This window comes from Pannonibacter phragmitetus DSM 14782 (genome assembly GCF_000382365.1).
Lineage (GTDB): Bacteria > Pseudomonadota > Alphaproteobacteria > Rhizobiales > Stappiaceae > Pannonibacter > Pannonibacter phragmitetus.
On the sequence record NZ_KB908216.1, the window covers coordinates 276930 to 298776 of the forward strand.

General features: G+C 64.1%; 18 protein-coding genes. 8 read left to right on the forward strand and 10 right to left on the reverse strand.

Annotated features, from left to right (window positions below; translation table 11 throughout):
- The first annotated feature begins 50 nt into the window (after nucleotides 1-50).
- The 7 genes from H163_RS0106235 to H163_RS0106265 are packed head-to-tail and all read left to right on the forward strand — an operon-like array spanning nucleotide 51 to nucleotide 7280.
- Nucleotides 51-878 carry an ABC transporter permease gene (locus H163_RS0106235; RefSeq protein ID WP_019963698.1) on the forward strand — a complete coding sequence of 276 codons (828 nt, stop codon included), beginning with the start codon at nucleotides 51-53 and terminating at the stop codon, nucleotides 876-878.
- Entirely contained in the window at nucleotides 875-1654 is a 780-nt protein-coding gene (locus H163_RS0106240) for an ABC transporter permease (protein WP_019963699.1), read from the forward strand. The genes H163_RS0106235 and H163_RS0106240 overlap by 4 nt, the downstream gene beginning before the upstream one ends.
- Nucleotides 1647-2672 carry an ABC transporter ATP-binding protein gene (locus H163_RS0106245; protein ID WP_019963700.1) on the forward strand — a complete coding sequence of 342 codons (1026 nt, stop codon included), beginning with the start codon at nucleotides 1647-1649 and terminating at the stop codon, nucleotides 2670-2672. Before H163_RS0106240 ends, H163_RS0106245 begins: the two co-directional genes overlap by 8 nt.
- Nucleotides 2673-2675: 3 nt before the next feature.
- Nucleotides 2676-3602, forward strand: coding sequence for a nucleoside hydrolase (locus H163_RS0106250; protein ID WP_019963701.1), 927 nt, complete (start codon nucleotides 2676-2678; stop codon nucleotides 3600-3602).
- Complete coding sequence (locus H163_RS0106255) at nucleotides 3599-5389, forward strand: adenine deaminase (protein WP_019963702.1); 1791 nt, start codon at nucleotides 3599-3601, stop codon at nucleotides 5387-5389. Before H163_RS0106250 ends, H163_RS0106255 begins: the two co-directional genes overlap by 4 nt.
- A gap of 12 nt (nucleotides 5390-5401) precedes the next feature.
- Entirely contained in the window at nucleotides 5402-6580 is a 1179-nt protein-coding gene (locus H163_RS0106260) for a M20 aminoacylase family protein (protein WP_019963703.1), read from the forward strand.
- A complete protein-coding gene (locus tag H163_RS0106265) occupies nucleotides 6573-7280 on the forward strand; it encodes a phosphoribosyltransferase (RefSeq protein WP_019963704.1) in 708 nt (235 codons plus the stop codon). The genes H163_RS0106260 and H163_RS0106265 overlap by 8 nt, the downstream gene beginning before the upstream one ends.
- 241 nt (nucleotides 7281-7521) lie before the next feature.
- Here H163_RS0106265 and lpdA read toward each other — a convergent pair whose 3' ends face one another.
- The 10 genes from lpdA to H163_RS0106315 all read right to left on the reverse strand — a co-directional run bounded on the left by lpdA (nucleotide 7522) and on the right by H163_RS0106315 (nucleotide 20638).
- Nucleotides 7522-8925 carry a dihydrolipoyl dehydrogenase gene (gene lpdA / locus H163_RS0106270; RefSeq protein WP_019963705.1) on the reverse strand — a complete coding sequence of 468 codons (1404 nt, stop codon included), beginning with the start codon at nucleotides 8923-8925 and terminating at the stop codon, nucleotides 7522-7524.
- Between the two features lie 10 nt (nucleotides 8926-8935).
- On the reverse strand, nucleotides 8936-9544 hold the full coding sequence (locus H163_RS0106275; RefSeq protein WP_019963706.1) for an HXXEE domain-containing protein: 609 nt from the start codon (nucleotides 9542-9544) through the stop codon (nucleotides 8936-8938).
- A 62-nt stretch (nucleotides 9545-9606) separates the two neighbouring features.
- On the reverse strand, nucleotides 9607-10839 hold the full coding sequence (gene odhB, locus H163_RS0106280) for a 2-oxoglutarate dehydrogenase complex dihydrolipoyllysine-residue succinyltransferase (RefSeq protein WP_019963707.1): 1233 nt from the start codon (nucleotides 10837-10839) through the stop codon (nucleotides 9607-9609).
- Between the two features lie 83 nt (nucleotides 10840-10922).
- A complete protein-coding gene (locus H163_RS0106285) occupies nucleotides 10923-13910 on the reverse strand; it encodes a 2-oxoglutarate dehydrogenase E1 component (protein ID WP_019963708.1) in 2988 nt (995 codons plus the stop codon).
- 297 nt (nucleotides 13911-14207) lie between these two features.
- The gene (gene sucD / locus H163_RS0106290; RefSeq protein WP_019963709.1) at nucleotides 14208-15110 is read right to left on the reverse strand and encodes a succinate--CoA ligase subunit alpha; all 903 of its coding nucleotides are present in this window, start codon (nucleotides 15108-15110) and stop codon (nucleotides 14208-14210) included.
- Nucleotides 15110-16309 (reverse strand): ADP-forming succinate--CoA ligase subunit beta, encoded by a 1200-nt coding sequence (gene sucC / locus H163_RS0106295; RefSeq protein WP_019963710.1) that lies wholly within the window; start codon nucleotides 16307-16309, stop codon nucleotides 15110-15112. The genes sucD and sucC overlap by 1 nt, the downstream gene beginning before the upstream one ends.
- A 78-nt stretch (nucleotides 16310-16387) precedes the next feature.
- A complete protein-coding gene (gene mdh, locus H163_RS0106300) occupies nucleotides 16388-17350 on the reverse strand; it encodes a malate dehydrogenase (protein ID WP_019963711.1) in 963 nt (320 codons plus the stop codon).
- 160 nt (nucleotides 17351-17510) lie between these two features.
- Complete coding sequence (zapE, locus tag H163_RS22300; RefSeq protein WP_019963712.1) at nucleotides 17511-18692, reverse strand: cell division protein ZapE; 1182 nt, start codon at nucleotides 18690-18692, stop codon at nucleotides 17511-17513.
- A gap of 495 nt (nucleotides 18693-19187) precedes the next feature.
- Nucleotides 19188-19952 (reverse strand): DUF7662 domain-containing protein, encoded by a 765-nt coding sequence (locus tag H163_RS0106310; RefSeq protein ID WP_019963713.1) that lies wholly within the window; start codon nucleotides 19950-19952, stop codon nucleotides 19188-19190.
- A gap of 110 nt (nucleotides 19953-20062) precedes the next feature.
- Entirely contained in the window at nucleotides 20063-20638 is a 576-nt protein-coding gene (locus H163_RS0106315) for a protease inhibitor Inh/omp19 family protein (RefSeq protein WP_026355515.1), read from the reverse strand.
- A 192-nt stretch (nucleotides 20639-20830) separates the two neighbouring features.
- On the opposite strand from H163_RS0106315, the gene H163_RS0106320 reads away from it, so the two are divergent.
- Nucleotides 20831-21418 (forward strand): GNAT family N-acetyltransferase, encoded by a 588-nt coding sequence (locus H163_RS0106320; RefSeq protein ID WP_019963715.1) that lies wholly within the window; start codon nucleotides 20831-20833, stop codon nucleotides 21416-21418.
- Nucleotides 21419-21847: the final 429 nt, after the last annotated feature.

Below are 21847 nucleotides of genomic sequence, written 5' to 3' on the forward strand. Positions count from 1 at the left end.
TCTGCCGCCGCACCCCGACTTTTCTCCCTCCAGAAGCTAAGGCGGACATCATGTTCCAGAACCGGGCGGAAGCTCTGGCACTTGCGCTGCCTGCGGCGCTCTTCGCGGCCGTGGTCTTTCTCGTGCCTGTCGTGCTGCTGCTGTCGGAGGGCTTCCGCTCTGCCGAAGGCTGGACGCTGTCGGCCTATACGGATTTCTTTTCGCAGCCGCTGAACCAGACGGTTTTCCTGCGCACGCTGAAACTGGGGGCGATGGTCACCGTGGTGGCCGCCGTCATCGGCTATGCCGCAGCCTATGCCATCGTCACCCTGCCGCCAGGCTCCAAAGGCCGCGTCACCGGCCTGATCGTGCTGCCGCTGATGATCTCACCGGTGGCCCGCACCTATGCCTGGATCGTCATTCTGGGGCGCACCGGCATCGTCAATCAGGCGCTGCAGGGCATCGGCCTGACGGATGGCCCCTTGCGCATCCTCTTCACCGAGACCGCCGTCTTCATCGGCCTGTTGCAGCTGTTCCTGCCCTTGATGATCCTGTCGCTGATCAGCGCGCTGGAAAACCTGCCGCGTGATGCGGTGCCTGCCGCAAGGGTGCTGGGGGCCAACTGGTTCCAGGTATTCTGGAAGGTGATCCTGCCGCTCTCCCGCGAGGGGCTGGTCGTCGGCGGCACGCTGGTCTTCACCGGCTCGCTCACCGCCTACATCACCCCGGCCATCCTCGGCGGCTCCAAGGTGCTGATGCTGGAAACCCTGCTCTATCAGCAGGTCACCGTCGCAGGCAATTTCGTTGCCGCCAGCGTCATCGCCCTCATCCTCATCGTCATGAGCTTTGCCGCCAACATCCTGTTGCGCCGCATTGCCACGGCCCGGAGCAAGTCATGACCCAGAGACTGTCCAGCTGGATCATCCTGACGCTGGTGCTGACCTTCCTCATCGGTCCGTTCTTCATCATCGTCGCCGCGTCCTTTTCTGCCGGCGAGACGCTGGCCTTTCCGCCGCAGGGCTTTTCCTTCCGCTGGATCGCAAAGGTCTTCACGGTGGAAAGCTTCCAGCAGAGCTTCGTCACCTCGATGATCCTTGCCATTGGCGGCACCCTGTCGGCGCTGGTGCTGGGCGTGCCTGCCGCCTATGCCATGTCGCGCTACAGGCTGCCGGGGGCGGAGACCGTGCGCTTCATGGTGTCGATGCCCATCATCGTGCCGGGCATCATCGTCGGCCTTGCCCTGCTGCGCTATTTCGTGCTGCCCATCGGCCTGTCGATCAGCCTGGCGCTGTTCGTCGCCCATACGGCGCTGGTGCTGCCCTATGCGGTGCGGGTGGTGTCCGCCAGCCTTGCGAACCTGCGCTCCGACATGGAGGAGGCAGCCGTGCTGCTCGGCTCGTCGCGGCTCGGCGCCTTCTTCCGGGTGGTGCTGCCCAACATTCGCGGCGGCATTCTCTCCGCCTTCATCCTCGGCTTCGTGACGAGCTTCAATCAGGTGCCGGTGTCGCTGTTCCTCTCCGGTCCCGGCGTGCGCACCCTGCCCATCGACATGCTGGGCTACATGGAAATCGTCTTCGATCCCTCCATTGCCGCACTGTCGTCGCTGCTCGCCTTCCTGTCCATCGGCATCGTCTTTGCCGCCGAACGTTTCCTGGGGTTCTCACGCTATGTCTGACGCCACCTATCTGACCCTGGACAAGCTGTCGCTGGCCTATGGCAAGACCACGGCGGTGGAGAGCCTTGACCTCACCATCCGGCGCGGCGAGCTTCTGGCGCTGCTCGGCCCCTCCGGCTGCGGCAAGACGACAACCATGCGCGCCATCGCGGGGCTGATGCCGGTGCAATCGGGCCGCATCGTGCTGGATGGCCGCGACATCACCCGTGTGGGCGCCAACAAGCGCGAGATCGGCCTCGTCTTCCAGTCCTATGCCCTGTTCCCGCATCTGACCGTGTTCGAGAATGTCGCCTTCGGCCTGCGGCTGAAGGGTATCAGCGGCGAGGCACTGAAACAGACGGTTGAGACCGGGCTTAAGACCGTGGGCCTCTCCGCCTTTGCCTCCCGCAAGACGCCGGAGCTTTCCGGCGGCCAGCAGCAGCGTGTGGCGCTGGCCCGCTCGCTGGTGATGCAACCCAAGCTCCTGATGCTGGACGAGCCGCTGTCCAACCTTGACGCCCGCCTGCGCCTTGAAATGCGCACGGAGCTGCAGCGCGTGCAGAAGGAAAGCGGCGTGACGATGATCTTCGTCACCCATGATCAGGTGGAAGCCCTTGCCCTCGCCGACCGCATCGTCGTCATGCGCAATGGCGCCATCGAGCAGATTGGCACGCCGGAGGAGATCTACAATCACCCGGCTTCCAGTTTCGTCGCCGATTTCGTCGGCTTCGAAAACATCGCCCGGATCGACGGCAACAGGCTCGTGACGGACGCGGGCGCCCTGGAGGTGTCCGGCCCGCTGCCGCAAGCGGCCGGCCTTGCCTGGCGGCCCCGCGCCATCCAGCTTAAAACAGGGCCGCACAAGGGCATTGTGCGCGGCGTGTCCTTTGCAGGCAGCACCCGCGAATATGTGCTGGAAACGCCGCTGGGTCTGATAAAAGCTGAAACCGATGCAGCCCTTCCCGCCCATGCGCTGGGGGCAAGCCTTGCCTTCGACCTGCCGGTTTCCGGCGCGGCGGAACTCAACAGGTTCGGATAGACCATGGGTGTGTGGATCGACACGGATATGGGCTTTGACGACATCGCGGCCATTGTGACCGTGATGGATGCAGGGCTTGAGGTGGACGGCATTTCGCTGGTCTTCGGCAACACGCCGCTTGATCAGGTACGCCGCAACGCTGCGGGCGCGGCCTCGGCCTTCGGCTGGCGCGTGCCCTTGCACAGCGGCCTTGCCCGCCCCGTCATGGGCCAGATGGAGACGGCAGAGGCCATCCTCGGGGCCACCGGCATTCCGACGATTGGCCTCACCGTGCCGCAGGATCAGCCGCTGCCGGAAGGCGATGCCTTTGCCGCGCTCTGTGACTGGCTGGAGAGCGCCCCTGCCCCCCGCCGCATTCTGGCGCTCGGGCCGCTGACCAACATAGCCGCGCTGGTCCTCGCCCGCCCCGCCCTTGCCGCCCGCATTGACGAGCTGGTGTGGATGGGCGGCGGGCTGACGAAGGGCAACCACACCGCCTCTGCCGAATTCAACGCCTATGCCGACCCGGAGGCTGTAGCCATCGTGCTGGCGCAGGGCCTGCCGCTGAAGATGGTGGACCTCGATTTCTGCCGCCAGATCCTCGCAAGCCCCGAGGACGCCGCTCCCGTGCGGGCCGCAGGCGGGCGCAATGCGGCGCTTCTGGCGGACATGCTGGAAGGCTTCATCGCCATCGCCACCAGCCGGGGACGGCCCGCCATGGCGCTCTATGATCCGGCAGCTGCTGCCATCTTCGCCCGGCCTGAATTGGCCAGCTTCACCCCGGCGCATATCGCCATGGAAACGGCCGGTCAGCACACGCGCGGGCGCACCGTGGTGGAAACCCGCGCCACCCATGCCCGCTTCAACGCCGCCTATGCCTCTGCCTGCGATGTGGATGCCGTGCGCGGCATGATCCTCACCGCCCTGACGCGGGAGGCAGCCCGGCCATGACCACACACCAGACACGCGAGCCGTTCGATCTTGCAGATCCCGCCCTGCGCCTGCGCACTGTCGCGGCAGCCAGAGGCGATGCGCCGTTTGACCGGCTGATCGTCAACGCCATCCTCATCGACATGGTGACCGGCGAGCGCCGCGCCGCCGATGTGGGCCTGACAGGGCCTTTGATTGCCTCCGTCCACGCCCCCGGCAGCCGCAGCGATGCCACGGACATCATCGACGCGCAGGGCGGCTATCTCTCCCCCGGCCTCATCGACACGCATATGCATGTCGAAAGCTCCATGGTGACGCCCGCCGCCTATGCGGCAGCCGTAGTGCCCCGGGGCGTCACCACCGCCGTGTGGGACCCGCATGAATTCGGCAATGTGCACGGGCTTGCGGGTGTCGATGCCGCGCTTGCCGCCAGTGCAGGTCTGCCGTTGCGCCTTGCCGTGCTCGCCCCTTCCTGCGTGCCTTCCGCGCCGGGGCTGGAGCTGGCCGGGGCTGATTTCGGACCGGAAGAAATCGCCGCCCTGCTCGCCCGCCCCGGCATTGCCGGCATTGCGGAAGTGATGAACATGCGCGGCGTCATCGCGGGCGAGCCGCGCATGAGTGGCATCGTGCAGGCCGGGCTTGCCGCCGGAAAGCCGGTCTGCGGCCATGCACGCGGCCTCACCGGCCCGGACCTTGCCGCCTTCATGGCTGCCGGTGTCACCTCCGATCATGAGCTGACTTCCGCCGCGGACCTGATGGAAAAACTGCGCGCCGGGCTTTCCATCGAGCTGCGCGGCTCCCACGACCATCTGCTGCCGGAATTCGTGGAAGCCCTGAACACGCTCGGCCACCTGCCACAGACCGTGACGCTCTGCACAGATGACGTGTTCCCCGATGACCTTGCGAAGGCCGGCGGCCTTGATGACGTGGTGCGGCGGCTGGTGCGCTATGGCCTCAAGCCCGAATGGGCCTTGCAGGCGGCAACGCTCAACGGCGCAAGGCGGCTCGGCCGCGAGGATCTCGGCCTTATCGCCGCCGGGCGGCGGGCCGACCTCATCGTCTTCGCTGACCTTGAGAGCTTCACCGCACGGCAGGTGATCGTCAACGGTGAAGTGGTGGCACGGGAGGGGCAGATGCTGGCAGAGCCGCGCTCCAGCGCTCTCTCCAGCCTGCGCGGATCGATGAAAATTAGCCAGCTAAGTCCGGATGATTTCCGGGTTCCCGCCGCAGGCTCCCGCGTCAAACTCGCCACCATCGACCGGCCCCGTTTCACCCGCTGGGGCACGGCAGAAGCAGACGTGCGCGGCGGCTTTGTGGTGCCGCCGGAGGAGACAACGCTGATTGCCGTTGCCCACCGGCATGGCCGGGCGGACAGCCGCCCGCGCGTCGGTTTCCTGCGCGAATGGGGCCGCTGGAACGGCGCCTTTGCCACCACTGTTTCCCATGACAGCCACAACCTGACGGTCTTTGGCGGCAGCGCCGAAGACCTGGCCACAGCAGCCAATGCGGTGATCGAGGCAGGCGGCGGCATGGCCGTGGCTTCCAGCGGCAAGGTGCTGGCCGTGCTGCCCCTGCCGCTTTCCGGCCTTGTGTCGGATGCCCCGCTGGGCGAAGTGGCCGAAGGCTTTGCCCGGATCCGCGCCGCCATGGATGAGGTTGTCACCTGGCAGCCGCCCTATCTTGTGTTCAAGGCCTGTTTCGGCGCCACGCTTGCCTGCAATGCAGGACCGCACCAGACAGACCGGGGCATTGCCGATGTGGAGACCGGGCGCGTGCTGGAGTCTCCCGTTCTCGAAATCCTTGCCTGAAAGAGGCCCGCCATGAGCGACCTGATCGACGCTGACCTGCCGTTTCTGACAGACCTGCGCCGCGGCCTGCACGCCCATCCCGAGCTGGGCTTTGAGGAGGAGCGCACCAGCGCCATCGTTGCGAACCGGCTGGCGGAGGCGGGGCTGGAGGTGCACAGGGGCCTTGGCGGCACCGGCGTTGTCGGCACCCTGCGCTGCGGCAACGGCCCGCGCTGCATTGGCCTGCGCGCCGACATGGATGCGCTCGCCATGCCGGAAACCGCAGACCGGCCATGGAAATCCACCGTGCCCGGCAAGATGCACGCCTGCGGCCACGATGGCCACACCACCATGCTGCTGGGCGCGGCAAGGGCGCTGGCGAGAACGCGCAATTTCTCCGGCACGGCGCATTTCATCTTCCAGCCCGCCGAAGAAGGCCGGGGCGGGGCAAAGCGCATGGTGGAGGACGGCCTCTTCCGCCTGTTCCCCTGTGATGCGGTCTATGGCCTGCACAACATGCCGGGGCTGGACCCGGACGAGATGGCGGTTGTGGAAGGCCCGCAGCTCGCCTCGTCCGACAGCTGGCGCGTCACCTTCCGGGGCACCGGCACCCATGGCGCCAAGCCGCATCTGGGCCGCGATCCCATCACTGCCGCCGGAGCTTTCCTCTCCGCCTTGCAAACCATTCCGGGCCGCGTTGTCGATCCGCTGCAGCCTGCCGTGGTCAGCGCCTGTTCCGTTCAGGCCGGTGACCCCAAGGCGTTGAATGTCATTCCGGATCTGGTGGAGATCGGCGGCACGGCCCGCGCCTATTCGCCGGAGGTACGCAATCAGCTGGAGGCGGAAATCGGCCGTCTGGCCCAAGGCACCGCGCAGATGTTCGCCATTGCCGCAGACTATACCTACATCCGCCGCATTCCCCCGGTCATCAACCATCCGGACACAACGCAGCGGGCACTTGGCGCGGCGCGGGATGTGTTTGGCGAGAAGCTGCGCACCGCCTTCCCGCCCTCAACGGCGGGCGATGATTTCGCCTATTTCGCCGGTGAAGCACCGGGCTGCTATGTCTGGCTCGGCAATGGCCCGGCGGTGGATGGCGCGCTGCATCACAACACGGCCTATGACTTCAACGACGCCGCCATCGGCCCCGGCGTGCGCTTTTGGGTGCAGCTGGTGGAGCGGGAGCTTTCCGGTGAGGCCGCCCATGACTGAGCCGCACCCGCCCGCACTTGAGCCTCATGAGTTCTGGCAGGAACTGCATGCGCCGGGCAGCTTCCCGGTCAATATTGGCCATCGCAACTTCTTCCCGGCAACGCTTCCCAGCGGCGAACAGCTGCGCCTGCCGATCCGCCCGCTGGCCGATGGCAAGCACGCACTGGCCTCGCTCATCGTCAATCAGGCGGGCTTTACCGTTCTGGATGCACTGGCACAGGGCCTTGCGGAGAGGCTCGCACCTTTCACGCCGGAAGTGGTGGTGGGCCTGCCGACGCTTGGCCTGACGCTCGCCGCCGAGACCGCCCGCAGGCTCGGCCACAGCCGCTATGTGCCGCTCGGCACCTCGCGCAAGTTCTGGTACGATGACAGCCTTTCGGTGCCACTCACCTCCATCACCACGCCGGATCAGATCAAGCGGCTCTATGTAGACCCGCGCATGCTGCCCCTGCTTCAGGGCCGCCGGATCGCGCTGGTTGATGACGTGATCTCAAGCGGCGCTTCCATCCGCGCCGCGCTGGATCTTCTGGCCGGTCTTGGCCTTGCCCCCGTGGTCACCGGCGCCGCCATGCTGCAGTCACGCCGCTGGTGCGAGGGCGCAGAAGGCCCGGACCACTGGACCACCCGCACCGTGGGCTGCTTCGAAACCCCGATGCTGCAAAAGGGCGCTGACGGGCTTTGGTATGTGCCGCAAGGGTGAAGGGCATATCTGTGTTTCGTCATGCCATGACTTGATCATGGCATCCATTCCCTGACCTTTCCAATCATGCCGGTTTGCAGAAAGGTCCACCCATACGCGCACGAGCGTGCGGAGCTGAAACGGCATGGATGCCATGGTCGAGCCATGGCAAGACGGAGAAAACTGGCAGGTCAGCCCGTAGAGCAAAAAGGCCGGAGCGTTGCCGCTCCGGCCTTTGTCATGTCTGCAGGTCCAGCACCAATCAGGCGTGGATCGGCTTGGCGAAGGTGGCCATGGCGGCTTCCTTGACGGCTTCCGACATGGTCGGATGCGCGTGGCAGGTGCGGCCAAGATCTTCCGAAGAGCCGCCGAATTCCATCAGCACGGCAGCTTCGTGGATCATCTCGCCGGCGCCGTGGCCGAGGATGTGCACGCCCAGCACGCGGTCGGTCGCAGCATCGGCCAGAACCTTGACGAAACCGTCGGTGTGGTTCATGGCGCGGGCGCGGCCGTTGGCGGTGAAGTTGAACTTGCCGGTCTTGTAATTGACACCAGCAGCCTTGAGCTCTTCCTCGGTCTTGCCGACGGAGGCGACTTCCGGCGAGGTGTAGACCACGCCCGGGATGACGTCATAGTTCACATGGCCAGCCTGACCGGCGAGGATTTCGGCCAGAGCGACGCCCTCGTCTTCGGCCTTGTGGGCGAGCATCGGGCCAACGACCACGTCGCCAATGGCATAGATGCCCGGAACGTTGGTCTGATAGTGACCGTCGATCTCGACCCGGCCACGGTTGTCCAGCTTGACGCCGGCTTCCTCAAGGCCAAGACCGGCGGTGTAAGGACGGCGGCCAATGGCGACCAGCACCACGTCGGCTTCCAGCACTTCGGCAGCGCCACCGGCGGCCGGCTCGATGCTGACGGCAAGGCTGCCGCCCTTCTTCTCAACGCCCGTCACCTTGGACGACAGCTTGAACTCCATGCCCTGCTTGGCAAGGATGCGCTGGAACTGCTTGGAGATGTCACCGTCCATCGGCCCGAGGATCTTGTCCATGAACTCGACGACAGTCACCTTGGCGCCCAGACGGCCCCAGACGGAACCCAGCTCCAGACCGATGACGCCACCACCGACGACCACCAGATGACCCGGAACCTTCTCCAGCGTCAGCGCGCCAGTGGAGGAAACCACCGTCTTCTCGTCGATCTCGACACCCGGCAGCGGCATCACGTCAGAGCCGGTGGCGATGACGATGGACTTGGTCTCAAGCTCGGTGACCTTGCCGTCTTCCGCCGTGACGGAGACCTTGCCGGCCGCCAGAATCTTGCCGGTGCCGTGGAAGGCATCGATCTTGTTCTTCTTCAGCAGGAAACCGACACCGCCGACATTGGCGTCGATGGTGGCCTGCTTGTGCTGCATCATGGCCGGCAGGTCCAGCGTAGGTGCGTTCACCTTGATGCCGAGGCTTTCAAAGCCGTGACCGGCTTCATGGAACAGTTCCGAAGCATGCAGCAGCGCCTTGGACGGGATGCAGCCGACGTTCAGGCAGGTGCCGCCATGGGTGGCGCGCTTTTCGACAACGGCGACCTTCAGGCCAAGCTGGGCTGCCTTGATGGCGCAGACATAACCACCGGGGCCGGTGCCGATGACGACGAGATCGTATTGGGACATGAGGTCGCCTCTAGGTTTGCGAAGGGAAATCGTTTGAAGATGCGGCTGCGGCTTCGAACCGTTGCAGCCTCTGGCGCACGCGCAAGGCAATGGCGCCATGGAGCGCCAGCACAAGGAGGATCGACACCCCGTGCTGGAGGGGCGTCGTCAGAGGCCAAAGGCCATAGATCGCATAGACGCCCAGGGGAATGAACAGGGCCACGGCGGTGGCAAGGCCCGGATTGTAGAGGCGCAGGACAAGACCCTGCGCCACATGCAAAGCTGCGTTGATCAGCAGCAGATAGACCGCAATCAGCCCCCAGCCCGGCGCGATGGAGCGCATGAGCCAGAGCGACAGCGCCACGACGCCCCACACACCCGCCACGTTGATGATGAACACGGCTCGAACCGTGAGCACATCATGCCCCCGGCCAATGACATAGTTCACGAAGCGGCGGAAACGGTCGGCATCATGCTCTTCAAGCTGATGCAGCATGTAGAAGGGAAGGCTCAGATAGACGAGCTTTTCCGGAAAGGGCCAGGTCTTGGTGAAGACGCTGGTCATGGCCAGCAGGACGAGACCGGCGAGGAAACCGCCGTAGACCCAGTTGGCTTGCAGCCTTTCGAGCGTGCCTCTCATGACCAGCGGCCCTTTTGCAGGCCCGCCGCCGGAGAACCGGCGGCGGATGAGCTGTGGAGCGCTTAGAGGTCCAGCACCAGACGGCGCGGATCTTCCAGGCTTTCCTTGACGCGGACGAGGAAGGTCACGGCTTCCTTGCCGTCAACGATGCGGTGATCGTAGGACAGCGCCAGATACATCATCGGACGGATGACGACCTGACCGTTCACGGCCATCGGACGCTCCTGGATCTTGTGCATGCCCAGGATGCCCGACTGCGGCGCATTGAGGATCGGCGAGGACATCAGCGAGCCATAAACGCCGCCGTTGGAGATGGTGAAGGTGCCGCCCTGCATGTCGGCGACGCCGAGCTTGCCGTCACGGGCCTTGCGGCCGAGGTTGGCGATTTCCTTCTCGATCTCTGCGATCGACATCTGGTCCGCATCACGCACCACCGGCACGACAAGGCCCTTGTCCGTGCCGACGGCCACACCGATGTGGCAGAAGTTCTTGTAGATCACGTCCGTGCCGTCGATCTCGGCGTTCACGGCCGGGATTTCCTTCAGGGCGTGGCAGACGGCCTTGGTGAAGAAGCCCATGAAGCCGAGCTTCACGCCATGCTTCTTCTCAAACACATCCTTGTAGGAGCTGCGCAGGTCCATCACCGGGCCCATGTCCACCTCGTTGTAGGTGGTGAGCATGGCGGCGGTGTTCTGGGCATCCTTCAGGCGGCGCGCGATGGTCTGGCGCAGCTTGGTCATGCGCACGCGCTCTTCGCGGGCCTCGTCATCCGCCGGAACGGACGCACGGACAGCGGCGGGAGCAGCCGCGGCAGCCGGAGCTGCGGAAACGCCGGCGGCAACAGCGGCCAGCACGTCGCCCTTCAGCACCTGACCGCGCTTGCCGGAACCGGCAACCTGGTCAGCCGACAGGCCGGTTTCGGCCAAGAGCTTGCCGGCAGCCGGGGCCGGGGGCATGGAGGACGGAGCTGCGGGAGCGGCGGCCGGAGCAGCAGCAGCGGGAGCTGCCGCCGGGGCCGGAGCCTCTGCCTTGGCAGCGGGAGCTGCAGCGGCGCCTTCGCCAGCTGCGATGTAGCCGAGGAGAGCGTTGACGCCAACGGTCTCGCCTTCCTTGACGACGATGCTTTCCAGAACGCCGGAAGCGGGAGCGGGAACTTCAACGGTGACCTTGTCGGTCTCCAGTTCCACCAGCGGCTCGTCGGCCTTGATGGCTTCGCCCGGCTTCTTGAACCACTGGGCAATCGTCGCTTCGGACACGGATTCGCCCAGGGTGGGCACGCGGATTTCGGTTGCCATGGTCGCCTTCTCTTAAAAAATCTGCCTTGGCCAATTCTGTAGACCGGTGGCCCGCCATCCCGGAGATGGCAGGCCGGACCGGATCAGCTTGCGAATGCTTCGTCCAGGAATGCCTGGAGCTGGGCCAGATGCTTGGACATCAGGCCCGTTGCCGTCGAGGCCATGGCGTCGCGGCCGGCATAGCGCGGGCGGCGGCACTTGGCGCCGATCTGGTCGAGCACCCATTCGATGTAGGGTTCGACGAAGAACCAGCTGCCCATGTTCTTGGGCTCTTCCTGACACCAGACCATGTCGGCGTTGCGGAAGCGGGCCAGTTCCTGAGCGAGGGCCTTCTTCGGGAACGGGTAGATCTGCTCGACGCGGAGCAGGTACACGTCGTTGATGCCGCGCTTTTCACGCTCTTCCAGCAGGTCGTAGTAGACCTTGCCGGAGCACATGACGACCCGGCGGATCTTGTCATCCGCGACGAGGCGGGTGGCGCCATCGGGCTGGTACTCGGCATCATCCCACAGCAGGCGGTGGAACGTGGAATCCTCACCCAGCTCGACGAGCTTGGACACCGCCCGCTTGTGGCGCAGCAGCGACTTCGGCGTCATCAGGATCAGCGGCTTGCGGATGTCGCGCTTCAGCTGACGGCGCAGGATGTGGAAGTAGTTCGCCGGCGTGGTGCAGTTGGCGACCTGCATGTTGTCTTCCGCGCAGAGCTGGAGGAAACGCTCCAGACGGGCGGAGGAGTGCTCCGGACCCTGACCTTCATAGCCATGCGGCAGAAGGCAGACGAGACCGGACATACGCAGCCACTTGCGCTCGCCAGAGGAGATGAACTGGTCGAACAGCACCTGGGCACCGTTGGCGAAGTCACCGAACTGGGCTTCCCACATGGTCAGCGCATTCGGCTCTGCCAGCGAGTAGCCGTATTCGAAGCCGAGCACAGCCTCTTCCGAGAGCATCGAGTTGATGACCTCGTAACGGGCCTGATCGCCGCTGACATGGTTCAGCGGGATGTAGCGGCTTTCATCTTCCTGATCGTAGAGCACGCTGTGGCGCTGGGAGAAGGTGCCGCGTTCGCAGTCCTGGCCGGACAGGCGGACCGGGTGGCCCTCCTTCAGCAGGCTTGCAAAGGCCAGCGCCTCGGCCGTCGCCCAGTCGATGCCCTCACCGGTTTCCATCATGGTCTGACGGTTGGCGAGGAAGCGCGAGATGGTGCGGTGGACGTTGAAGCCCTCCGGCACTTCCGTAAGCTTCTTGCCCAGAGCCTTGAGGTCATCCATGGCAACGCCGGTCGAGCCGCGGCGCGGATCTTCCTCGTCGTCAGCCCGCTTCAGACCGGACCACTTGCCGTCCAGCCAGTCGGCCTTGTTCGGCTTGTAGACCTGGCCAGCCTCGAACTCGGTGTCGAGCTTGGCGCGCCAGGCGGCCTTCATGCCCTCGACCTCTTCGGCCGACACCACGCCTTCCGCGATCAGGCGGTCGGTGTAGAGCTGCAGCGTCGTCGGGTGCTTGCGGATCTTGCGGTACATGATCGGCTGCGTGAACGCCGGCTCGTCGCCTTCGTTATGGCCGAAGCGGCGGTAGCAGATCATGTCGATCACGACCGGGCGGCCAAAGGTCTGGCGGAACTCGGTTGCGATCTTGGCCGCATAGACCACGGCTTCCGGATCGTCGCCGTTGACATGCAGGATCGGCGCCTCGATGACCTTCGCCACATCCGAAGGATAGGGCGAGGAGCGCGAGAAACGCGGATTGGTGGTGAAGCCGATCTGGTTGTTGATGATGACGTGGATCGAGCCGCCGGTGCGGTGGCCGCGCAGGCCCGACAGGCCGAAGCACTCTGCCACGACGCCCTGGCCGGCAAAGGCCGCGTCACCGTGGATCAGCAGCGGCAGAACCGGGGAGCGGTCGATCTGGGCGGTATCCACCATCCAGCGGCCGTCAACGGCGGAAATCTGGTCCTGCTTGGCGCGGGACTTGCCGAGCACCACAGGATTGACGATTTCCAGATGCGAGGGGTTCGCCGTCAGCGACAGGTGAACCTCGTTGCCGTCGAAGGAACGGTCGGAAGACGCACCGAGGTGATACTTCACGTCGCCCGAGCCTTCCACATCGTCCGGGGCGTAGGAGCCGCCCTTGAACTCGTGGAACACGGCGCGGTGCGGCTTGCCCATCACCTGGGTCAGCACGTTCAGGCGGCCGCGGTGGGCCATGCCGAGAACGATGTCCTTGAGGCCCATCTGGCCGCCGCGCTTGATGATCTGCTCCAGCGCCGGGATCAGCGCTTCGCCGCCATCAAGGCCGAAGCGCTTGGTGCCGGTGTACTTCACATCAATGAACTTCTCGAAGCCTTCGGCTTCGACCAGCTTGTTCAGGATGGCGCGCTTGCCCTGCGGGGTGAACTCGACGTGCTTGTCCGGCCCTTCGATGCGCTCCTGAATCCAGGCCTTGGCGGCCGGATCGGAAATGTGCATGAACTCGACGCCGAGGGTCGAGCAATAGGTGCGCTTCAGGATCTCCAGCATCTGGCGCAGGGTGGCATATTCCAGACCCAGCACGTGATCGATGAAGATCGGACGGTCCCAGTCGGCATCCGTGAAGCCGTAGGACGAGGGGTGCAGCTCCTCGTGATCGCCCGGGGGCGAGAGGCGCAGCGGATCGAGATCGGCATGCAGATGGCCGCGCATGCGATAGGCGCGGATCATCATCAGCGCACGCACGCTGTCGCGGGTCGCCTGCTGCACTTCGGCATCCGAGAGCGGCTTGCCCTTGGCATCGCCCTTCTGCTTCAGCTTGTCGCCCACGGCCTTTTCGACCGGAGCCCAGTTGCCGTCACAGGCATTGACGAGATCGCCTTTCGCGGCGAGCGGCCAGTCAGCGCGCTTCCAGGGAGCGCCACGCGCTTCCTTCAGCACATCGGCCTTCTCATCCTTCAGCGCAGCAAAGAAGTCCTGCCACTCGGCGTCAACCGAAGCGGGGTTCTCCTGATACTGGGCGTAGAGTTCTTCGATATAGGCTGCGTTGGCGCCGTAGAGAAACGACGTCATCGCGAAGACATTGTTCGCGTCCTGCCGAGCCATGCTGCATCAGCGGAGGGTTGCTCCGCCCTTATTTTGGCGGACCGGCCGGATGGCAGGCCCTTGGTTTGCACGTTCGGGCCCGGCCTTGCGGCGCGGACCCCGCTCAAGAGTGCGAACGAGACGGCGACGCCGCGTCCGCTCGGGTGTCCCTTATGCCTTACGATACGTAAACAAACTACGCAGCCAAGACACGTTTCCGGCACTTTGCTGGCGGAAATCCCCCTGGATTACCGCGTGGCCGCCGGGGGCCCGATGGTTGCCGAAGCGGGGCGCCATGCGCCCCGCCCGGAAATCGTATCAGCCCTTCAGGACTTCGACGAGGGTCTCGCCGAGCTTGGCCGGAGACGGAGAGACGCGGATGCCGGCCGATTCCATGGCGGCAATCTTGTCTTCCGCACCGCCCTTGCCGCCGGAGATCACGGCACCGGCGTGACCCATCGTGCGGCCCTTGGGAGCCGTGCGGCCCGCGATGAAGCCGGCCATCGGCTTCTTGCGGCCCTTCTTGGCCTCGTCCTTGAGGAACTGGGCTGCATCCTCTTCGGCGGAGCCACCAATTTCACCGATCATGATGATCGACTGGGTGGCTTCGTCGGCCAGGAACATCTCCAGCACGTCGATGAACTCGGTGCCCTTGACCGGGTCACCACCAATGCCGACAGCCGTCGTCTGGCCGAGGCCGGCGTTGGAGGTCTGGAACACGGCTTCATAGGTAAGCGTGCCGGAACGCGACACAATACCGACCGAACCTTTCTTGAAGATGGAGCCCGGCATGATGCCGATCTTGCATTCTTCAGGGGTCAGGATGCCGGGGCAGTTCGGGCCGAGCAGGCGCGACTTGGACTTCTCCAGCTTCGCCTTGACCTTCACCATGTCGGCAACCGGAATGCCTTCCGTGATGCAGACGATGAAGGGGATCTCGGCGTCGATCGCCTCGATGATGGCAGCGGCAGCACCGGCAGGCGGCACGTAGATCACCGATGCGTCAGCGCCCGTGGCGTCCTTGGCCTGAGCCACGGATGCGAAGATCGGCAGGCTTTCGCCCTTGGAGCCGGACCACTTTTCGCCGCCCTTGGCCGGGTGCACGCCCGCGACCATCTGGGTGCCGTAATAGGCCAGAGCCTGTTCCGTGTGGAACGTGCCGGTCTTGCCGGTCAGGCCCTGGACAATGATCTTGGTGTCCTTGTTGACGAGAATGGACATCAGGCGGCTCCCTTCACGGCAGCGACAATCTTCTGGGCGGCATCGTCCAGATCATCAGCGGCGATCACATTCAGACCGCTTTCGGCGATGATCTTCTTGCCGAGTTCGACGTTGGTGCCTTCGAGGCGCACCACCAGCGGAACCTTGAGGCCGACTTCCTTCACCGCGGCGAGAACGCCTTCCGCGATGACGTCGCACTTCATGATGCCACCGAAGATGTTGACGAGGATACCCTCGACCTTCGGGTCAGCCGTGATGATCTTGAAGGCCGCAGCGACCTTCTCCTTGCCTGCGCCACCACCGACGTCACAGAAGTTCGCCGGCTCCTTGCCGTAGAGCTTGATGATGTCCATGGTCGCCATGGCAAGGCCGGCGCCGTTGACCATGCAGCCGATGTTGCCGTCGAGGGCAACGTAGGCCAGCTCCCACTTGGAAGCTTCGATTTCCTTGGCGTCTTCTTCCGTCTCGTCGCGCAGGGCAACGATTTCCGGATGACGGAACAGGGCGTTGCCGTCGAAGGAGACCTTGGCGTCGAGAACGCGCACGCGGCCGTTCTTCATGACGATCAGCGGGTTGATCTCCAGAAGGCTCATGTCCTTTTCCATGAAGGCCTTGTAGAGGATCGGGAACAGCTTCAGCGCGTCGGCGCGGGCCTCGCCTTCAAGCTTCAGCGCATCGCAGAGCTTGCCAGCGTCGGCATCCGTCACACCGGTGTCCGGGTCGATCGGCAGGGTAACGATCTTTTCCGGGGTGTGTTCGGCAACGGCCTCGATGTCCATGCCGCCCTCGGTGGAAACCACGAAGGCCGGGCGGCCAACGGAACGGTCCACGAGGATGGAGAGATACAGCTCGCGCTCAATGTCGGCGCCGTCCTCGATGTAGAGGCGGTTCACCACCTTGCCGGCATCGCCCGTCTGGGCGGTGACAAGGGTGTTGCCGAGCATTTCGCCAGCGTGCTTGACCACGTCTTCCAGCGAGAAGGCGAGACGCACGCCGCCCTTGGCATCAGCGGGCAGTTCCTTGAACTTGCCCTTGCCGCGGCCACCGGCGTGAATCTGGGACTTGACGACCCAGAGCGGGCCAGGGAGCTGCTTTGCAGCCGCTTCGGCTTCAGACGCCGAAAAGATTGCAACGCCCTCGGCAACCGGAGCGCCATATTCCTTCAGGACCGCTTTGGCCTGGTACTCGTGAATGTTCATTCTCTCCCCCGTGTGTTCGGAGAACCGCCGCCGGGGCACCCGGCAGCGGACGTCATTCTTGTGAGGTTACAACCGGGCTCAGGCGAGCGACGGCTGGATCTTCTTGCAGGCCTCAACCAGACCGTCGACGGATGCGACGGACTTGTCGAACATGGCCTTCTCGTCGGCATTCATGTCGATCTCGATGACGCGCTCGACGCCGCCGGCACCGATGACGACCGGAACGCCAACGTAGGTGTCCTTGAGGCCGTACTGGCCGCTGAGAGCTGCGGCGCAGGGCAGAACGCGCTTCTTGTCCTTGAGGTAGCTTTCAGCCATGGCGATGGCGGAAGAAGCCGGAGCATAGAAGGCAGAGCCGGTCTTGAGCAGACCGACGATTTCGGCGCCGCCGTCACGGGTGCGCTGAACGATCTGCTCCAGACGCTCGGCCGTGCACCAGCCCATCTTGACCAGATCCGGCAGCGGGATGCCGGCAACCGTGGAGTAGCGGGTCAGCGGCACCATGGTGTCGCCGTGGCCGCCCAGAACGAAAGCCGTGACGTCTTCAACGGAAACGTTGAACTCGTCGGCCAGGAAGTAGCGGAAGCGGGCGCTGTCCAGGACGCCGGCCATGCCGACAACCTTGTGCGCGGGCAGGCCGGAGAACTTCTGCAGGGCCCAGACCATCGCGTCGAGCGGGTTGGTGATGCAGATGACGAAAGCGTCCGGAGCGTGCTTGGCGATGCCTGCACCCACCTGCTCCATGACGGTCAGGTTGATTCCCAGCAGGTCGTCGCGGCTCATGCCGGGCTTGCGCGGCACACCGGCGGTGACGATCACCACGTCGGAGCCGGCAATCGCTTCATAGGAGTTGGCACCGGCCAGCTTGGCATCGAAGCCATCCACCGGGGAAGACTCGGCAATGTCGAGCGCCTTGCCCTGCGGCGTGCCCTCGGCGATGTCGAAGAGGACGATGTCCCCGAGTTCCTTGAGACCGGCAAGATGAGCGAGCGTGCCGCCGATCTGACCTGAACCGATCAAAGCAATCTTATTGCGCGCCATGTCCGAAAGTTTCCCTTTACGTAAGATGGAACTCCACGCCATCCGCCGATGACTGGGGATGGCACTACTCCCTTTGATCCGCTCACGCAAGCCAATCAAAAGAATATTACGCTAGGACACCTGAAGATTCTGGCGCCCCCTGCGCGCTTACGTGCATGACCTATACGGAATGCATATCAGCGCGTGCATGACTTCTGTTGTCTCCAGACAGGTAAGCCTCGGACCTCATCTCGATGAGACGGGATACTGTCCGGTCGAATTCGAACACCTCGGCCCCGCTTGGCGCCCTGTAGAGGCCATCGGGTTCAACCTCTGCGGTGACCACCGTCTTCACCCCGTTGTCATAGAGAGCATCTATGAGATTGATGAAGCGTTTGGCCTCGTTCCGGCGGGTCTGGTCCATCGCAGGCACATCCTCAATGAAGACCGTATCATAGGTATGGGCGATGCGCAGATAGTCCGCTGCACCCAGCGGTTTTGCGCAGAGATCTGCGAAAGTGAAGCGGGCCACACCGTTGGCCGCGCGCGGCACCTCAATATGCCGGCCCTTCATGTCAAGCTGCTGACGCTCTTCGGGAAAGCCATTCGTCAGCTTCTCCCAGATGCCGTCGGCAGCGGCCTTTGCCGCCTCGCCAAGCGGGCTGATATAGACCTCGGCGCCGCCCAGCTTCTCCATCCGGTAGTCGGTCGGCGAATCGAGCATCAGCACATCGACCTGTTTCTGCAGCAGGTTGATGAAGGGCATGAAGAGCTGCCGGTTGAGCCCATCCTTGTAAAGATTATTGGGTGCAACATTCGATGTCGCAACCACAACAACCCCTCTGGCGAAGAGTTGCGTGAACAGCCGGCCAAGGATCATGGCATCGGCAATGTCGGTCACGGAGAACTCGTCAAAGCACAGGAGGCGGGTCTCGGCGGCGATCTGGTCAGCCACCGGGGGAATGGGGTCATCACCCTTCACTTCGCCCCTTTTCAGGGCTTCACGCCAGGCAAAGATCCGCTCATGCGTCTCGGCCATGAACTCATGGAAATGCACCCGGCGCTTGCGGCGGATGACGGTCACTTCCATGAAGAGGTCCATCAGCATGGTCTTGCCACGCCCGACACCACCCCAGATGTAGAGCCCATGCACGGCAGCCCACATCTCGTTCTTCTTGCGCGCAAACAGCCAGCCCAGCGCGCTCTTCTTCGAGGCGAGGCGGACCTCCGCAAGGCGGGCATTAAGGGAGTCGAGTTTGCGGACGACTTCCACCTGGGCGTCATCACGGGCAATTGCGCCGGATGCAACCAGCGCGTCGTACTTGCTGGCCAGTGCTGTTGCAACCGGCAGATCCATGTTCATCGTCGGCTTCAATGTAGGCTCTCCGCCTGCACCGAATGGCCTTCCGCCTTCCTGTACGGTCTGCCAGACGGGCATCTGCTGCACGACTGCGCACAAGCGCATACAATTTTCCGCTGTTGCGATACGGACAAAGCCACGTCGGCGCAAGCCCCTTCTCCAGCGGGTGCGCGCTTTTTAGCACAAGGCGGACACCCAAACGTAAAGCTTCCTCGTCAATTGCAGGAGGAAAGCGGCGAAAGCGGGGCCTCTCGCAGGCCTACTGCCACCGGAATACAACCATCGCGCAGGCTCGCAAGAAGGTGTGTCCCCAGGGATTGCAATCGGCACATAGCGGACCTGAACCGGCCATACGTCCGGCTGGCTGGCAGACGCACCCTGCCCCGCCCCCGGAAGGGGTGGCAGTCAGTGCAAGGCAACCCGCCGCCGCACGGGCTCAACCAGCTTACCGGCATCCAGCTCATCGGAAGCAGGCCGCCCTTCAGGGACGGCAGGCTGTCACAGGCGCACGAAACGGGATTTGCGGCCGTTCTGCCTTTCATGAAGGCACAGGAGGCGGCCGGCCAGCTCACGCCCGGCCGGGCTGGCCAGATCAGCCGGCTTGCCGCGGCCATCTGCAATCAGCCAGATGTTGCCCGGCGTTACCATGCCGGCCATGGCGGCTGTTCCAGCCGCAATGCCAAGCTTTTCCCCGATCCGGGTCACATCCTGCCCATCCGGGTGGCTGAGCCGCTGAAGATCCCGGTGCAGCGCGCCCAGATCGCCCGAATCCAGAATGAAAGTCTGCACCTTGCCGTCCGCCAGAACCGCCAGCCGGTAGAGGCCCGGAAGCGCAGGCACAAGGCGGCTGTTGCAGGGGGTTTCGGCCACGATGCCGATTTCCGTCCACTCGGCACGAACGGTCAGGTTGACCGGTTCCCGCATTTCGCGGGCATGCCGCCGCAATTGATCAAGATCGTCCTGATGACGTCCGGAGCGCTGGGGCCCGCTGGTGTCGCCAGCTGCGGAAGTGCCGGAAATGCGCAGACGGCGGAAGACGACCAGATCCCGGCGCAGATCGGTGTGATCGACACGCCAGCCGGCATCAAGCCAGGCATTCTGATGCACAAGGCTGCCACCGGAATTGGCCCACCAGGTCCGGTGCTCCCGGGCACTCATCGGCAGGCTGACACCGAGGATGTTTTCAAGTTCGTCAAGCTTTGCAGCCCAGACAACTTCGTCCAGACGGGCCAGGTGTTCACGCAGCGGGTCGTATTTCGCCATGAGCAAGCAGCATCCGATAGTTACACCCTTATAGCCATACCCGTTTCCCGTGAAATTTCCGGGAAACGGGTTCTGGGTGCAAGTCCGTATGCGCTCAGGCTTTTCCGCCTTCAGCGGGACAGAGACACAGGCATGCCGCCAACGGTCTGGCCGTTGAAGCGCTCGCCGCCCACCCCGTGGAGCTGAGCCACAGTGGCGCCGGTTCCATCCTTGAGGACGACCTGCTTGCCGCTCAGATCCCAGGCTGCAATACCGGCGAGCGTGCTGTCATTGCAGCCGCGGGTGTTGGCGCGGTAGCCGCCAGACCAGGTGGTCAGGGTCATGAACAGCATGCAGTTGGAGCTGCCGGAGGCAATCTTCCAGCCGCCGAGCATGTCGTTGCGTCCCACTTCCGTGGCGCCAGCAGGCGGCGTGACCGAGGCCATGGCACCAGGTGCCGCCATGCCCGGCTGCGGCGCGCCCAGCGGTTCGCCCATGATCTGGCCGGGCTGCGGCCCGGACATAGACGGGTCACTCGTCACCATGCCCGGTGCAGGTGTGAGCGGCTGCAGCTGACCACCAGCCACCGGCGTCGTCGGGGAAGCCGGCAGCGGCGCCGCCGAACGGCCGCCATCCATGCCCAGCCGCGAACAGCCGGCAACACCAACGGCAAATGCCAGTACCGCGATCGTTGCAACTCGTGTCATGTCGAATCAGTCCTTCCTGCCCCACAGGGACGTTTAATCTAACCGCAAGGGCGAAAAATTTCTTCCCCCGCTATGCCCCAATTCACCGTAAGGGGCAAACGTGATTGATCCGGGTGCCGTTCCGCGTCATATATGGTCCAAGTCTATGGAGGACCCAAGGGCGGCGAGTCACTTCACCGAAGGACCGCTGGAATGCCGCACCTTAACAACAATGGCAGCACCAATGGGCAGATCCGCCTCTTGGGCAGCGCCGACAAGCACCACTTCCGTGACCATCTCCTGCGTCTGGACCCAGAGACCCGCCGCAGCCGCTTTGCCATGCTCGTGAGCGACAGCTTTCTGCGGGCCTATGTGGAAACCAGCTTTGCGCTTGATACAGTCATTTACGGCTATTTCGAGGACGGCGTGCTGCGCGGCACGGCAGAATTGCGCCCCGTTGGCAGCGCCGCGTCTGCAGAAGCCGCCTTCTGCGTGGAGGATGGCTGGCGCGGCCTGGGGCTTGGCACCGACCTGATGGAGCTGCTGCTGATTGCCGCCAGAGCGCGCGACTGCGAGCATATCTACATGAACTGCCTGGCCACCAACCGCTCCATGCAGGCCCTTGCCCGCAAGTTTTCTGCCGATCTGAGCTTCGAATGCGGCGACGTGGTGGGGCATCTGGTGCCGAAACCAGTCAGCCTTCCGCCTGCTGATCCGCTTGGCAACTGGAGCCGCTTTGCCTTCGGCATGGCCCGCAAGGTCCTCGGCCTTTCCTCCCACGCCCGGACCGCAGAAGGCTGACTGTCCGATCCCGTAAAAGAAAGCCCATAAAAACAAAGCCCACGAAAACAAAGAAGGGCCGCGCTTGCGGCCCTTCCGTGAGATCGGCTGACCTCGTGTCCGGATCAGATCCCGGCAAAACCTCGCGCTGCCAGAGGCTGCTCCAGCACCGTTCCGTTCCGCCCAGACATCAGGGTCAGGCTCGGGGTCTCACTCGACATGGGCTCACCTCCTTTCAACAGTTGCAGACAGATTGAGCTTAGCCGGAACCTCGTAGAGCGCAAGTTCAAATACCCGTGATTGCCCTGCGGCAAGCAAAGCAAGTCCCTGATTTTATTCACTCTCTCCCAGATGCTGCCGCAATTTTGCAGATTCTGCGCCGCCAGAGGCAACCAAATGGCGGACCGCTGCGTTCCAGCCCCCATGAAACCCGGTCCGCGGCGGCGGCAA